The sequence below is a fragment of the Terrabacter sp. MAHUQ-38 genome, from assembly GCF_014518425.1.
Classification (GTDB): domain Bacteria; phylum Actinomycetota; class Actinomycetes; order Actinomycetales; family Dermatophilaceae; genus Terrabacter.
On the sequence record NZ_JACVCU010000007.1, the window covers coordinates 105490 to 120327 of the forward strand.

At 65.8% G+C, this 14838-nt stretch carries 14 protein-coding genes; 4 read left to right on the top strand and 10 right to left on the bottom strand.

Annotated features, from left to right (window positions below):
- Positions 1–211: 211 nt before the first annotated feature.
- The 3 genes from H9I49_RS21835 (at position 212) to H9I49_RS21845 (ending at position 2794) form a co-directional block, all read left to right on the top strand.
- Complete coding sequence (locus H9I49_RS21835; RefSeq protein ID WP_255524195.1) at positions 212–1294, top strand: IS110 family transposase; 1083 nt, start codon at positions 212–214, stop codon at positions 1292–1294.
- Between the two features lie 298 nt (positions 1295–1592).
- Positions 1593–2186, top strand: a complete 594-nt coding sequence (locus H9I49_RS21840; RefSeq protein ID WP_188032516.1) for a hypothetical protein — start codon at positions 1593–1595, stop codon at positions 2184–2186.
- 302 nt (positions 2187–2488) lie between these two features.
- Positions 2489–2794: a hypothetical protein gene (locus H9I49_RS21845; RefSeq protein WP_188032517.1), complete on the top strand. Its 306-nt coding sequence runs from the start codon at positions 2489–2491 to the stop codon at positions 2792–2794.
- A 24-nt stretch (positions 2795–2818) separates the two neighbouring features.
- Here the strand turns inward: H9I49_RS21845 and H9I49_RS21850 are convergent, their stop codons facing one another.
- The 3 genes from H9I49_RS21850 to H9I49_RS21860 all read right to left on the bottom strand — a co-directional run bounded on the left by H9I49_RS21850 (position 2819) and on the right by H9I49_RS21860 (position 4504).
- Entirely contained in the window at positions 2819–3334 is a 516-nt protein-coding gene (locus H9I49_RS21850) for a hypothetical protein (RefSeq protein ID WP_188032518.1), read from the bottom strand.
- Between the two features lie 100 nt (positions 3335–3434).
- Entirely contained in the window at positions 3435–3884 is a 450-nt protein-coding gene (locus tag H9I49_RS21855) for a nucleotidyltransferase domain-containing protein (RefSeq protein ID WP_370587693.1), read from the bottom strand.
- Positions 3885–4024: 140 nt separating this feature from the next.
- Positions 4025–4504 (bottom strand): hypothetical protein, encoded by a 480-nt coding sequence (locus H9I49_RS21860; RefSeq protein WP_188032520.1) that lies wholly within the window; start codon positions 4502–4504, stop codon positions 4025–4027.
- 830 nt (positions 4505–5334) lie between these two features.
- Between H9I49_RS21860 and H9I49_RS21865 the strand changes: the two genes are divergently transcribed.
- Positions 5335–5721, top strand: a complete 387-nt coding sequence (locus tag H9I49_RS21865; protein WP_370587696.1) for a hypothetical protein — start codon at positions 5335–5337, stop codon at positions 5719–5721.
- A 29-nt stretch (positions 5722–5750) separates the two neighbouring features.
- Here the strand turns inward: H9I49_RS21865 and H9I49_RS21870 are convergent, their stop codons facing one another.
- The 7 genes from H9I49_RS21870 to H9I49_RS21900 all read right to left on the bottom strand — a co-directional run bounded on the left by H9I49_RS21870 (position 5751) and on the right by H9I49_RS21900 (position 14826).
- On the bottom strand, positions 5751–6269 hold the full coding sequence (locus H9I49_RS21870; RefSeq protein ID WP_188032521.1) for a glyoxalase superfamily protein: 519 nt from the start codon (positions 6267–6269) through the stop codon (positions 5751–5753).
- A gap of 1119 nt (positions 6270–7388) precedes the next feature.
- A complete protein-coding gene (locus tag H9I49_RS21875) occupies positions 7389–8498 on the bottom strand; it encodes an alpha/beta hydrolase (protein ID WP_370587694.1) in 1110 nt (369 codons plus the stop codon).
- Positions 8499–8501: 3 nt separating this feature from the next.
- On the bottom strand, positions 8502–9683 hold the full coding sequence (locus tag H9I49_RS21880) for a pyridoxal phosphate-dependent aminotransferase (RefSeq protein WP_223129079.1): 1182 nt from the start codon (positions 9681–9683) through the stop codon (positions 8502–8504).
- Positions 9684–9735: 52 nt separating this feature from the next.
- Positions 9736–12162, bottom strand: coding sequence for a glycoside hydrolase family 2 TIM barrel-domain containing protein (locus H9I49_RS21885; protein ID WP_188032523.1), 2427 nt, complete (start codon positions 12160–12162; stop codon positions 9736–9738).
- 17 nt (positions 12163–12179) lie between these two features.
- Positions 12180–12857, bottom strand: a complete 678-nt coding sequence (locus H9I49_RS21890) for an RraA family protein (protein WP_188032524.1) — start codon at positions 12855–12857, stop codon at positions 12180–12182.
- A gap of 134 nt (positions 12858–12991) precedes the next feature.
- Positions 12992–13876, bottom strand: a complete 885-nt coding sequence (locus H9I49_RS21895) for a carbohydrate ABC transporter permease (protein ID WP_188032525.1) — start codon at positions 13874–13876, stop codon at positions 12992–12994.
- Entirely contained in the window at positions 13873–14826 is a 954-nt protein-coding gene (locus H9I49_RS21900; protein ID WP_255524199.1) for a carbohydrate ABC transporter permease, read from the bottom strand. Before H9I49_RS21900 ends, H9I49_RS21895 begins: the two co-directional genes overlap by 4 nt.
- Positions 14827–14838: the final 12 nt, after the last annotated feature.

Sequence of the window (14838 nt, forward strand, 5' to 3'; positions counted from 1 at the left end):
CAGACTCGGTCCAGGTGCTCGACGGGACGCTCTCACATCGCGGCTGCCCACCGGCGTCATTGGTGTGGCTCTCTCATGGCATGCGCTCTCGTCGGGCACCGCGCGAGGAGAGGCTCGAAAGGGGTTTGTTCTGCTCGAAGTAGCAATGCCCTCCCCGCTTCACATCACTGAGTGAACCAGGAGGTGCGCTGCGATGGGCGTGATCATCGGGATGGACCCGCACAAGCGCTCGGCCACGATCGAGGTCATCGATCAGACCGGTCGAGTGCTCGACGTGCGACGGTTCGACACGGACAAGGCCGGCTACGCGGAGATGCTGGCCGCTGGCCGTGCCCACGGTCAGGTGGGTGAGCGGGTGTGGGCCGTCGAGGGCTGCAACGGCATCGGCCGGCACATCGCGCACCGGCTCGTGCACGACGGTGAGCGTGTGGTCGACGTGCCGCCGAAGTTGTCGGCGCAGGTGCGGATCTTCGCCACCGGCATCGGTCGCAAGACCGACCCGGTCGACGCCCACTCGGTCGCCCTCGCCGCGCTGTACGCCCCGGCCGAGCCCGGCCTGCGGCCCGTGCTGGTAGAGGACGACCTGGTCGTGATGGGATTAATGGTTGACCGTCGCGACGAGCTAGGCCGGGCGCGCACGCAGACGGTCAACCGGCTGCATCGGCTTCTGCTGGAACTGATTCCGGGCGGCGCGAAGACATTCCTGTCCGCGCCGCAGGCCCGCGCGCTGGTCGCAACGGTCAAGCCGCGTGACCTCGTGGGCAAGACCAGGCGCCGGTTCGTCGTCGAGCTCATCACCGAGCTTGAGGGCATCGACCGCAAGATCAAGACGGCCGACAAAGAGCTCGCCGCCCTCGTCCAGGAGCGCGGCTCGAGTCTGCTGGAGCTGACCGGGATCGGCCCGACCGGTGCGGCGCGGCTGCTGGCCGACGTCGGGGACATCCACCGGTTCCGCGACAAGGACCGCTTCGCCTCGTGGAACGGGACCGCGCCCCTGGACGCTTCTTCCGGCGCGCAGCAACGACACAGGCTGTCCCGGGCCGGCAACCGTCGGGTCAACCGGACGCTGCACATCATGGCCGTCGTGCAGCTGCGTAACCCGACACCTGGCCGGGAGTTCTACAACGCCCGCAAGGCCGGCGGCACGCCCTCGCTGATGGCGATGCGGTCGCTGAAGAGGCGCCTGTCGAACGTCGTGTACGCCCGCATGGTCGAGGACCAGAACCGTCGCGACCGCGCACGTCAGTCGGGTGAGGTGACGGGACCCGGGAGGGCACGGGGGCAACGACTCTGACTCCAGCGTGACCGGCTCACAACCCCACACCGGTTCTTCGGACAAGCCACTTCCCGGACCCGCCACCACCCAGCGTAGAACCCCAGCCCTCGCTAGGTCTTGACCTAAAGGGGTGCCACGAGCGGACGATCACCGCCGCACTTCGGAACAAATTGCGCTTTTGGACCATCGCGAACCATACCCGCAAGTAGCGCCAACCGGACTTTGTGGTTCCGCTGCGCAATCGCCACGAAGGGAGTATGCCGAAACGAGGGCCATCGCCAATTTGGCCCAATAACCACCTTCAGGAGGTGGACTCATGATCCGATCACGCGGCATGGCCCTCGCGGCGGCGCTTGCGGCCGGCTTGACCCTTCCGGCGCTCTCGCTGGCGGCCCCGGCTTCCGCGGCCCCCGCCGGGAACGGCCCATGGCACACCGTCTACGACGAACCGTTCACCGACACCATCCAGGACTTCTGTGACGTCCCCGGTCTGACGGTGACTTACACGTTCGGCGGAGTCAACCAGATCCGGACTACCCGCACCCTCGGCGTTGACGGTTTCCCTTATGAGACCTACTTCTACACCGCCAAGGAGTTGTATACCAACGTCGCCACCGGGGAGACAGTCACTGATGACGGCGGGTACATGAGCCAGGACATCCGCCTCATTGACAACGGGGACGGCACGTTCACCCGTTACGTCTCCAACAAGGGCCAACACGTCCTGTACTCCGACGATGGCGTCGTGCTTGCCCGCGCAGCCGGCATATTTAGCTACAACGTGGTCTACAACTACGCAGGCACCCCCTCCGACCCGTCCGACGACTTCAAGGTAGGACGCCCCTTCAACTTCAAGGACAAGGGCCTCAACATCGACTACTGCGCCGTCATCGTCGGCGCGATCGGCTGACTAGGAGGTCGCTAGGCGTATCGGCCAGCCCCCATCGGATCATCCGATGCGCGACGGGTACCCGCGAACCTGATCGAGTGCCCGCTCGGAACGGAGGGGCGATGGGGAGCGACGCGAATCCAACAGGTTGTTGGGCCCACCGGCACGACCTTGAACGCCCTGAATTCGGCATAAGGGTGAAAGTCTGGCGGGTCTGCAAGCGGCGGTAAGACGCGCCTCGTCGGCCAAGCCCGAACGAGCGGGATCGCGGCGTGATCGGATGCCGCAACAAAGTGCGATGGGATTGGGGGAATACTGCAGGGATGGATTTGCCCGAGGAGTTCGAGTGTGGCCTAAATCGTGTTGGCGACGTCGAGCGGGCCGAACATCACGTCGGTTCCTACATCGCGTTTGGGTTGGCCGCGATGTGTGCCATAGCCGCCGTGTTCGGTGCCGTTACAGGCCTCATCGACGGCGACTCCGATCCTGAGGGTGTGGTTGCCGCAGCTCTGGGAGCGATCGCCTTCGCTGCGGTTGGTGGATTCAGCAGGTTCATGACGTCACTGATCGGTCCCCGCGACAGCGAGAAGGTTCGACGATCGGGCGACGATGGGTCGGACTCGGAGTAGCGCTCTGCGGCAGATCCGGACGTTCTAGCGCCAACGTCGTGTCCATAGTGCCCCCACGGACTGCGCCTGGCGGGCCTGGTCGAGGTGGGTGACGTCTAGCTCCTCGTCGACCTCCAAAGCCGCGAGTTGCTGGGCGTGGAGCATGTCGAACTCCGCATCGGTGAGGTGCACGTCTCGGGTTCGGGCGCGTAGCCACGCCGCTTCCAGCGAAATCGCGAGCCGGACCACGAACACGTCCGGCAAGAGCCGCCGGTACTCCGCGAGTGTGAACGTGTCGACCACGTCCGTGATCGTGACGTTGAATCCTGCGCCCGCGAAGTTCCGGGCGAGCGCGGCGGCGTTCCGGACCCCCAGCACGTGTTGTGCCTTCCCCTCGGTGCCGTCCCACGGAGCGGCACCGCCGTTCTTGACCAGCTGACGGATGTCGTCAACGTCCAGGTAGGCGGTGCGGGGCGTCGTCTCAGCGAGAAACCGGGCCGTGACCGTCTTGCCTGCGGCCGGTCCGCCGGTGAGCAGCAGCGGGGGAAGGAGGGGAGCCATGGCTTTGAATGTACGAGCGCCGCAACGCATTTGGGGCCACCGGCGCCGCAGCGCAACCGTCGCGGCCGCACGCGGACAGGGTCCAGGGGTCTGTGCTGGGTCAGAGGCGGTCGAGGGCTCGTAGATCGTGCAGGTCCACCGGCCTGGGCTCAAAGCCGGTCCGCAGCTCACGCAGTCGGGCCGCGCAGGCCACGACGACATCCCTGCCGCCGATCACACCCATCGTCCGGTCCCGGGCCGGGTGGATGAAGGCCTGCCCACCCAAACCGCGCTGGACGCCGTCACCGTTGTCCTGGATCTCCATGGGATGCACGTCGACGCGGCCGTGCTCGCAGGCCAGCTCCACCCGGACCGGACGCCAGTCCTCGGTGACGTGATATCCGCGACCTTGCAGCCACTCCAACAAGGGCGGGACGAAGGTCGAGTCGAGGAAGATGTCCAGGTCTCGGTGCTCTCGTGTTTCCCGAGCGATAAGGGCGTCGACGGCCCACCCTCCGTTCACCTGGTAGATCGCGCCGGCCGCGACCACCCAGTCGACGACCTCGGCCACCTCCGCCGCCCTCATCCACGTCGCAACCGTCATGACCGTCATCGTGCCGCTGGAGGCGTCCCGCGGCCACCGAGTAACCCGGCCTCACGGCATGGTCGGACGAGCGTCCTACTCGCGTCATGAGAGGTCGATGCTCTCTCTCAGATGTCACCTGCGGAAGGGAAGTCGATGGCCTCCCGACCGGGCCGTCTGCCCCTCAGTCGGGCCTTTATGTATCCGAGTGGGTGGTGCATCGTGACCCCGAGGGACCGCCGATTGGGACCATCGGGATCGAGCTCAAGACTTGACGTGAGAACGACGCCATCGACGATGGCTCGGGTGATGCGTGAGGGACCAGTGCTCAGTGCGACCGCATTCCTAACGACGTCTTCGAGTGCCTCCACCTTCTCGTCATCGTCGTAGCCGAAGTCAGGGTGGACTTGCTGCCCGGCGAAGGACAGGAAGTACACCTCGCCGCCCGGTGTGACCTCGATGCTCGCCACGCGCTCGGGCCAGGCGTTGGCATGCAGTTCGAACACAAGGGGTTGTCCAGGCGCCCCTGCTGTCACGATCGTCCACGAGCAGTGCGGATACTGAGCCATCAGTCCGGGGAGGAGGGCTGTGAGCTCCGGAGTGTCCACGCATGCAATTCAATCACTAGCGCTGAGCGCGATCGAGAAGGAATCCCTTCCTCCCAGTCGGGGCATGATCGGGCGGCTGGCCTGTGCTGGATCACTGCCGTTGCGCGTGCCGAGTACAGGCTTGACGCCATGATGTCGAAGGCGCGGTTCCGGGCCCGTGCCACGTCGCCGGCCATTGATACCCGTCTACTGTGTCCCTCGTGCAAGACCCTGAAGGCCACCGAGCGGCACTGCAAGCACTCTGGTGCCCAGCTGGCATCCCGGCGGTTATGGCCGTCTCTGTGTGGACCTCATTCGCCATGGGGGAGGGCTGGCCCTTCGCTATCGCTATCGCGTTGGTGGCGCTCTTGGATCGCGCCTCGACCCGGTTCGTTCGGGCGTACGTTGACGAACACGGATCGACGACGTGGGGGCCGTACGAGGCTGTCAAGCCGTCGTACATGCGCTATTGGGCGCGGCGGGCCGATGTCGATTGGCGTTTTCCGTCGGCCTTGCTTTGGGCGGGCATCGCCCTTCTTGCCTGCTTCTTCATCTTCTTGGCCGGTAACGCGGCTTGGGACTTTGCCGCCATGGTGACGTCTGGCTAGCCCACAACGCGGCATGTCCGTGCGTCGGGCTCGTGGGTGACGGCACTCGGTTGACACACTGCTTCGGTGGATGACTTGCAGGCACGCCTGATCGCTCAGTTCCGTTGGCGGTCGGATCCTCCGGTGTGGCCAGAGAGCGCCTCGTCCTACGCAGACGACAGCTCCTGGTGGCGCGACCCAGCGATTCTGAGCGGCCTAGGACCGGCACTCGCGACCGTTGTTCCAGGACCGGCCCCGACGGTCGTGTTGGGCACCGAGTCGCGAGGCAGTCTCCTCGGGCCGCTGGTTGCTATCCATTTGGGGGTGGGTTTCGCCGAGGTGCGCAAGGGGGCCGAACGGGCCTCGGATGATGATCGTTGGTGGACTCATCGAACGGCGCCTGACTATCGGGACCGCCACGTTGACCTCGCTGTGCGGCGTTCGGTGCTGCGGTCGGGCGACCACGTGTTGTTCGTCGACGACTGGGCTGCCACCGGCAGCCAGGCTCTCGCGTGCCGGAGCCTTGTCGGCATGGCTGGCGCGACATGGGCTGGGGCTGCCGTGATCGTCGACGGTCTGGAGAACTCGTCCCATCGTCGGACTCTGGGACTGCGCGGCGTCATCAACCTCAGAGACTTGCGACACCGCTGAACGCGCTGGTCGCGGCAGATCCGCTCGAATCAGCCGACGCGGGGCGAGTGGAAGATGAGCCTGTTCCCGAACGGATCAGGAAGGACGAGGTCATCACCCCAAGCCTGCCGGTCGATGCCCGGCCGCAGGGGATAGACCGCACTCGCTCCCAGCTCGTGCTGCAAGGCGGCAACGTCCGCTACCTCGATGCGCACCGCAGCGCCGGGGGTGGCATCGCCGTGGTGCTCGCTGAGGTGCAGAACGCAACGGCCGCGGGAGACCTGCCGATAGAGGGGCATCCCGTCGGCGAAGCGGTGCTCCCAGTCGACCGCGAAGCCGAGGTACTCGACATAGAACCGCTCGGCTTCCTCGCCCGGGAAGGTTCGCAGAATCGGAATCGTGGTTGGGCTGGCCGAGTCCGCAGCGGCAGCGCAGGTGTTCCAGTCGCGGTAGCCGAGTTGAGCAGCAACGAACTCAAGGGCCTGGCTGTGCCCGATAGCGGTGCCCTGGGCAGCCAGACCTGTCCGCAGCCGTGATGCCATCGTCTTCGGATCGGGGTGGGAAATCATGACGAGTCTCCTTGACCGGCATGGGTCCGAGCGGGGCTCTCCGTTGCCCGGGGACCGCCGGCGGATTCCGTCGCTTCGATCACCAGAAGAACTGCGTCGGGACTTCACCGTCTCGGACTGGCCGAGGGAGAGGGCAGGCGCCCGTCAGCACGAGATCGACAGTACAACGAGCAAACGAGATTGGCGACCGATCATCGGCATGTGGGTGAAACCCGGGCGCGCCGACAAGCGGCGGTAAGACGCGCCTCGTCGGCTTAAGCTCGCGGCATTTACCGGACATCAGCATGCTGAACGCAGGGACGTGTCAAGTCGCATCGACTCAGTCCGGCGTCGATGCGGGCCTTCCGTCACCCGCTCATCGGCTGCTTGTTTCAACCCAGGATCGGCGCCCGGCAATGCTCGGTTCAGGCGTCCGGGCTGTCGCCCTCTCATCGGCTGCTCACTCGCGGGTGTGGCTCCCTGGCCTCGCAGTCCTGGGCGTCGCCAGGGCGGGGAGAGGCTCAAGAGGGGTGTGCCAAGCTCTAAGCAGCGTTGCCTTCGCAGCTCGATGACCAGTCCGGTTCGAGCCAGCTAGCGAGAACACCGTGAGACAGCAGACATCGACTCGCGTTGTGATCGGGATGGACCCGAACAAGCGCTCGGTGACCGTCGAGGTGATGCGGCCCCGATGAGTCGGTCGCTACCGGTGGTCGATACGAGCCTGACCGGGCGGGCTATGGGGCCATGCTCGAGGTGGCGCGGACGTGGCCCGAGCGGGTGTGGGCGGTCGAGGGTGGCAACGGCATCGGTCGTCACGTCGCCTTGCGCCTGCTCGTTGATGGGGAGCAGATCGTCGACGTCCCACCTCGGCTGTCCGCCGGGTTCGGATGTTCGCGACCCGGCAGGGCCTAAGTCGGATGCGACGGATGCGCACTCGATCGCGCTGGTCGGGACCAGGATGGCCGGGTTGCTCCGGTGGTCAACGACGACCAGCTAGCGACGACCTTAAGGAGGAGCCAGTCAGATTGCTACAGGATCTGCGACATGTCCACACCCGATGGTTATGCGAACCGCGAGAGCAGTTGCCCTTACTGTGGCGACATGGAGCACCTGCTCAGCGTGCACGCGGGCTGAGCGGGCTCATGCGCGAGTGCGCTCCGTCACCGTGGCGACGGTGACGGCGATGAGATCGATGGCGGCACCGACCGGCTCGAGGTTGGCGGGCCGGCCCAAGAAACCGTGCAGCATCGTCTTGACCAGCACCTGCCGGACGTTCACTCCCGCGAGGGCCAGCGCCCCGGCAAACGCCTCGCTGGAGGGTCGCAGGTCGTCGTATTCGGCGTTCAGCGCGAGGACCGGGCACAAGCCTTCGAGTGTTGCCAGCGCCGGGAACGCGTACCCGTCGGCTGTGCTGATTGGCCCGCCGAGGTAATTCCTGGCGAGGAACTGCCATTCGTCAGGCGGAAAGCGCAACGGCGGCGGCATGTCCTGCATGAGCGCCGCGAGTGACGCAGATGCTGGCGGAATCACGGCGTGTGCGACGGCGTAGGCAAGGACGAGATGGGCGGGTGCCCAGTCGTCCTCGTCGCGCAGCCTCAGTGTCGCGCCTGCAGCGAGGTTCCCGCCCGCGCTGGCTCCTCCGATCGAGATTCGGGTGCCGTCCACGTCGAGGGACGATGCGTTTTCGCGGACCCAGCGCGCAGCGGCCACCACGTCGTCAAGGGGCACGGGGTAGGTACTCCCACTGGTGCACAGCCTGTAGTCGACGCTGACAACGACGATCCCGGCCCTGGCGACCAGCTCCCGAGCCACCCAGTCGGCCTCGGGGGTGTCAAGGTCGCCGGCCGAGAATGCCCCGCCGTGCATCCACACTAGACATGGCGCATGGCCGACTGGATCGGCTGGGTAGATCCGTACCGGCACGGGCCCGTGAGGCCCTGGGACTTGTTCCGTGCGCGTCGCGACTGCGGGGGCCTCGTATTCGGGATGGTCCGTGTATGCCCGACGTCGGGCGGCTAGGTCGGGATTCTCGGAGAACTCACGGAACGACGAAATGCCCTCCAGGAGGGGGAGCCTGCTTGCCAGGGTGGGGTGGATGGGCATGGTCGGTCCTCTCGTTGCACCGGTGTCGCGGCATCTACGGCGGTGCCCCGCCGGCGGGTCGAGCGGCGGCTTGTCCGGTCGGGGCCTTCCGTCGCTGTCTTGGTTGGCGACGCCTGAAGGGTCGAAGCAGGGCGACGTGGGCAGCATCTGTCAGACGGTGGGTTGGGGCTGCCCATGCCGGTCCGCCAGTTCGTCGAGGTAGCGGCAGATGATGTCGATGCCTTGGCGCAGACTGGCCTTCGACGTAGCGAAGGAGATTCGAACGGCGTGTTCTCCGTGAGGGCCGTACTCCGCCCCGGCACGCACGAGCACACCTCGGTCGGAGAGGTCGTTGGCGACCGCCTCTGATGGGACGGGGTAGGGGTAGCGCAGGAACGCGTAGAAGGCGCCTTCAGGGCTACCCAAGCAGATGTCATCGCGACCGGACAGCAGCTGTATGGCGAAGTCGCGACGCTCGGCATATGCGGTGACCATCGGCATGAGCTCTGCCTCCGTCAACTCCAGGGCGGCGAGGGCGGCGTGCTGGGTGAACGTGGCGAGCGATCCGTTGATGGTGCGGTGAATCCGGGCGATGGGCGCCACGAGGTGTTGCGGAGCCACCACATAGCCGATGCGCCACCCTGTCATTGCGTACGTCTTGGAGAAGGTCTGCACGAGCAGTGCACGTTCAGCCAGTCCAGGAACGTTGAGAACCGAGCTGTAGGTCGCATCGCCGAACACGAGACCGCTGTACGCCTCGTCCGAAATGACGAGGGTGTCGGTACCGTCAAGCAGGCGTGCGACGAATTGAAGTTCCTCGGCCGTGTGCACGATTCCGGTGGGGTTGCACGGGTTGCAGAAGACGAATGCGTCGGCGCCGGGCAGGGCAGCGGCCAAGGCGTCGAGGTCCCAGTGCAGATCGTCAGCCAGTGGCACGAGCACTGGTTCGGCGCCCACTAGCGCGACAAGGTCGGCGTACAGGGAGTACGTGGGTTCTGGCATGACGACCCGCGCGCCGGGATCCACGAGACCGAGGAAGACACAGGAAAGGCCCCCCGTGCCGCCGTGGGTGACGACCACTTGCTCCGGAGCGTAGGGACGCCCCGTCTGCAGGGTGGTGCGTGCGGCGATAGCCTGCCGCAGCTGTGGCAGCCCGTTCTGATCGGCGTAGTGCGTCTCTCCCCGTTCGATGGCAGCGATACCGGCGGAGGACACCTGGGCCGGGGTGGGGAAGTCCGGTTCGCCCATCGCCAGTGACACGGTGCCTGCGGCGGCGGGCTTGAGTGCCGGGCGACGCGAAACCTGCGCTATGTCGTTCGCTCGTTGGGAGGTGTGGGCTGGTGACATGTCCATGCTGCTTTCTTCCCGGTGGCTTGTGTGCTGATTGGCCTCGCTGTCGGCCGTTCTAGGTCACGTTGATCTCGAGGCTGGCCTCAGGTAGGCCGTCAGCGACGGCACGCACGGTGATCTGGCCGGTGTCCCCGGTCGCACGGATGACGGCAAGCGCCCGCCCTCTGTAGGTCGTGGAGGTGTGGTCGAGAAAGGGCTCAACTGTCGACGGCGCGCCGGTTCCGAAGCCTTGGAGCACAGCGGGCCCATCGACCTCGATGGTGATCTGCCGGTCCCGGATCGGGTTCACCACGCCGCCATCGTCGACGAGGGACAGTTCGACGTGGACCAGATGTTGGTTGTTCGCGGCCAGATCGCTCCGGTCTACCTCGACCGACAGGTGTGCGGGTTCGGCCGCCGTGCGGAGGGCGCATCGTCCGACTTCCTGTCCATCGCGGTAGGAGATCGCCTCGAGAACGCCGGGCTGGTACGGGATTTGCGCCTCGGCGACCAGTTCTCTGCAGCTTCCAACGGCGACGGTCGCTACGGTGTCGCCGTTGAGTCGGAACTCGACGTCGGTTCCGGTGGCGTAGGCCTCGACGTGGACCGGCGACCCGACGGGCGTGTCCCAGGTCCAGCTGGCGGTCGTGTCCGTCCATGTCCAGGCCTTGGCCTCGACGACGTATCCGTCGACGCGAGGAGGGGCAACGGCGAGGTATGGGGTGTCCGTGAGGCCATACACCAGTTCGCGGTAGTAGGAGATCGGCAGTCGTTGCCCGGTGATGTCGAGGTCGCCGCAGTCGATGGTGAGCCACGGGTAGGGAGCGCGGTGCACCTCTTCGTCCTCGGGATAGACCGGCCGGCCGGTGCCGGCTTCGCCGAGGAAATCCCAGCCGATCCAGGTGAAGTCACCGATCACGTGTGCGTTCTCAGTGACGAGTTTCCAGAGGTGGGCGATCTTCGTCGGGAAGGTCTCCGAGCCCACGACCACGCGGTTGGGGAAGCGGCCCTTGTCCAGCACGTAGCGGCTGTCGCCGTAGTTGAGCCCGACGACGTCCTGTACTGACGCGGGTTCGACGAGCCGCTCGCCGACGACGTCCGAGGCCATCAGCCTGTCGACCAGGTCCGTGAGCCGGGCGAGGTACTCGTTCAGCCCTTCTGGCTCGTCGTTCGACGTGGCTTCCGTCAGCGAAGCGATCTCGTCGCGTGCGATGTACATGCCCTGAAGGGCGTGGGTGACGAGTCGTGTGGGATCGTTCGCGCGGACGCGTTCGGCGAGCTGCCGCCCCAAGCGTGCCCCTTCGGTGGTGCCAGCCTCGATGATCTCGTTCCCGATGGAGTACATGATGACGCTCGGGTGGTTGACGTCCTTGGCGACCATTGCGTCAATGTCCCGCTCCCACCAGTTCAGGAACTGGTGGGAGTAGTCATCATCCGACTTGGCGAAGGTCCAGGCGTCGAACGCCTCGTCCATGACGAGCATGCCGAGCCGGTCACACGCCTCCAGCATGCTGACGCTGAGCGGGTTGTGCGCGGACCGGATGGCGTTGAATCCGGCTGCTTTCAGCTTGCGGACCCGGCGCTCTGAGGCGTCTGCGAAGTCTGCGGCGCCGAGAACACCATTGTCGTGGTGTACCCCGGCACCGCGAAGCTTGATCGTCTCGCCGTTGATGCGAAGCCCGCGGATCGGGTCAGCGGTGACCGTCCGGATCCCGAAGGACGATCTCGCTTCGTCGACGTCGCCTCGGTCATCATGGAGCCGCACCGTTGCCTCGTATAGGCGGGGCGAATCGACGTTCCACAGCGATGGGTTCCGGATGTAGGCGCGCTGCCTGGCGATCGCGGCCTCGCCAGCGCGAAGGGTCAGCCGGGACTGGTCCGATGCGACCACGTTTCCGTCGTCGTCTCGAACGAGGAGCTCCATCTGCACGGTGCGGGTGCCCGTGTCTTCGTTGATCACCCTGGTCGCCACCGCGACGGTCGCCAGGTCCGCGTCGACGTCGGGAGTGGTCACTCGGATGCCGTTGGGAACGATGTGGACCAGCTCGCCGATGAGCAGGTGAACTGGTCGGTAGATGCCGCCGCCGGAGTACCAGCGCGAGTCGTCTTGGGCGCGGGCGTCGACGCGGATGGTGTTGGTCTGCCCGTACTTGAGGTGCGGGTCGGCGCTGATATGGAAGCCGGTGTAGCCGTAAGCCCACTGGCCGGCGAGCACGCCGTTGATGTAGACCATGGCGTTTCGGTAGACGCCTTCGAACTCGAAGGTGACGCGCTTGAGCGCCCACTCCCGGGGCACGTGGAATGACTTCTCGTAGGTCCAGTTGCCGCCGCGGAAGTATCCGAGCGCTGGGCCGCCGGAGTGGTCGGCAGACCGGCCCATGGTCAGCATGGCGTCGTGCGGCAGGGTCACCAGGTCCCGGTCTGGCCCGTCGAAGACGATCGCTGCGTGCACCGAGGCAAATGGGCCGAAGCGCCAGTCGCCGTTGAACGGTTGACGAAGCATGTGTCTGCGTTCCCTTCTCAGTGGGTCGATGTGGCGGCGACATCGCCGGCGTGGTTCCGCATCCGGGTCTCCGACTCACGAATGCGGGCGAGTTCGGTGATGACGTTCTGGGTCTTGTATCGGGGTATGGCTGCGATGCCGTCGGAATCGGCGACCACGAGGTCGCCCGGGTGAATGACCACGCCGCCGATGGCGACCGGCGTGCCGATCGCACCGGGGCCGTTCTTCCAGGGTCCAGCGGGAACGACCGCGCGTGACCAGATGGGGAAACCTAGTCGTCGAATCTCGTCTCGGTCTCGGATCGCTCCGTCGACAATTGCTCCGACCGCTCCGCGTGATCGGAACATGTGCGCCAAGATGTCGCCCATGACGGCGCGCCCGAGGTAGCCGAACCCGTTGACGACGATGAAGTCACCGGCCTGCACCTGCCGGACGGCCTCGATGACGGCCAGGTCGTCCCCGGCGACAGCGAGCACGGTCAAAGCGCTGCCGACCGCCCGGCAACCATCCCAGAGGGCAGTGATGCCTCCGTCCGGCATCCCTAGACGGCCGAGTGCGTCACCGACGTTCGCGGTGGAGTAGTTGGCCAACTGCTCGAGGGCAGCCCTGTCTGGCCGCTCCCAATCGGGGCCGAGTTCAATGTTGCTGGGCGCGCCTGATGCGGTGTAGTCGCCGAATGGCATTGTGTCGGTCACGGGTGGGATCTCCAGTGTCGTAGCTCTGGGACCGTCGTCAGATGCTGTCCCTTGGGTGCGTGTGCGTGTGCGTGGGTGCTTTGGGTCTGCGAGTCATTGCCGGTCGAGCTGACGGGGGGGCCGCCGGGAATGGGCTACTTCACGCTGCCCGCGGCGAGTCCGGTGCGCCAATACCGTTGCAAGATCAGGAAGGCGACGATCAGTGGCAGCACCGAAACAAACGAGCCGGTGATGGTGACGCTGTACGGGATACCGCCGTTGACTTGTTCCCGCCAGTTTGCGAGTCCAACGGTGACCGGCTGCAGTGTGTCGCTGTTGAGCATGAGCACTGGCAGCAGGTAGTTGCTCCAGATGGCGACGAACTGATAGAGGAAGACGGTGACCAGCCCGGGCGCCAGGATCGGCAGGACGACCTGCCAGAAGATGCGGGCCTCGCTGCTGCCATCGATCCGTCCCGCCTCAAGCAGCTCGTCGGGAACTGAGGCCTCCACGTAGACCCGGCACAGGTACACGCCGAATGGGCTCACCAGCGCGGGCAGCAGCACCGCCCAGTAGGTGTTGACCAGATGGGCTCCGCTAGCCATCAGGTACAGCGGCACCGCGAACATCACCGGCGGCACGAGCACGGCGCCCAGGATGATGTTGGCGACCAGGTTGCGCCCTCGGAACGGATACTTGGCCAGCGAGTATCCCGCCATCGCCGACAGGATGGTGCTGCCGGTGGCGCCGACGACGCAGTAGATGACGCTGTTCAACATCCATCTGGCGAAGATGCCGTCCTGCTGCTTGAAGACATCAACGAGGTTGTCGAAGAAGTTGAGGCTCGCGAACCACAGTCCGTTGGTGGTGAACAGGTCGTTGCTGCTCTTCGTGGAGGACACCAGGAGCCACCAGACCGGTACCAGGGTGTACAGCCCGAACAGGGCCATCACGATGAACGCGCCAGTCCTGCCGGCGGGTGTCCCCTGCCGGCCCCGGGGCGGCGAGTTGGGCGCCGTGGCTCTCGTGACAGCGGTCATGACTGACGCTCCTTCCGCTGGGACAGCTTGAGGGCTCCGAACGACAACACGAAGGTCAGCGCCGCCAAGAGGATCGACTGGGCTGCTGCAGCGTTGTAGTTGTTCGTCGCCGTGGACTCCTGGACGGCCATGATGGGTGTGAACGAGGAACTAATTGCCGGCGACACCTGGTGCAGGATCTCCGGGTCGTTGTAGAGCTGGGCGGTGCCGATCATGGAGAAGATGGTGGTCAGAACGAGTGCGGGACGTACCGCGGGGATCTTGATGTGCCAGGCCACCCGCCACTCTCCGCAGCCGTCCACACGGCCAGCCTCGCCGAGCTCAGTCGGGATGGCTTGGAGCGCGGAGTAGATGACGAGCATGTTGAAGCCGGTGTACGACCAGGTCATCATGTTGGCGATCGCGACGTAGACGAGGTTGCCGGACAAGAGGTCCACATCGAGCCCGACGCGGCTGAGTGCAGCCGTGATCGGACTGATGCTCGGCTGGTACAGGAAGGACCACATGATCGCAGCGCTCACCCCTGGCAGGGCGTAGGGAAGGAAGTAGATCAGCCGGAACGTTCGCTTCAGCCGGGCAACCGCCGAGTCCAGGAGCAGCGCCAGGACCAGGGCGAGGCCCATCATCAAGGGCACCTGCACGAGGCCGATCAACACAACCCGAAGCAGGGACGCCGTGAACGCGGAGTCCTGGAGGGCAGCCAGGTAGTTCGAGAAGCCCACGAAGGCGTTCTTGGGCGCGCCCAGCCCGAGTCCGCTTCGCTCGACCCGAAACAGGCTCTGCGCCAGCGCATAGCCGATCGGCGCCAGCATCAGCGCACAGAACAGGATCCCGAACGGAGTCAGAAAGAGCAGGGCCGAGCGGGTTCTCCGGTGGCCTGCCGACCGGCGGCGCGCTCGGCGTGCCATGACAACGTGGCTGTCCTGCTGTGGCGCGATCGTTGTCGCCATGCCTGCCACTTC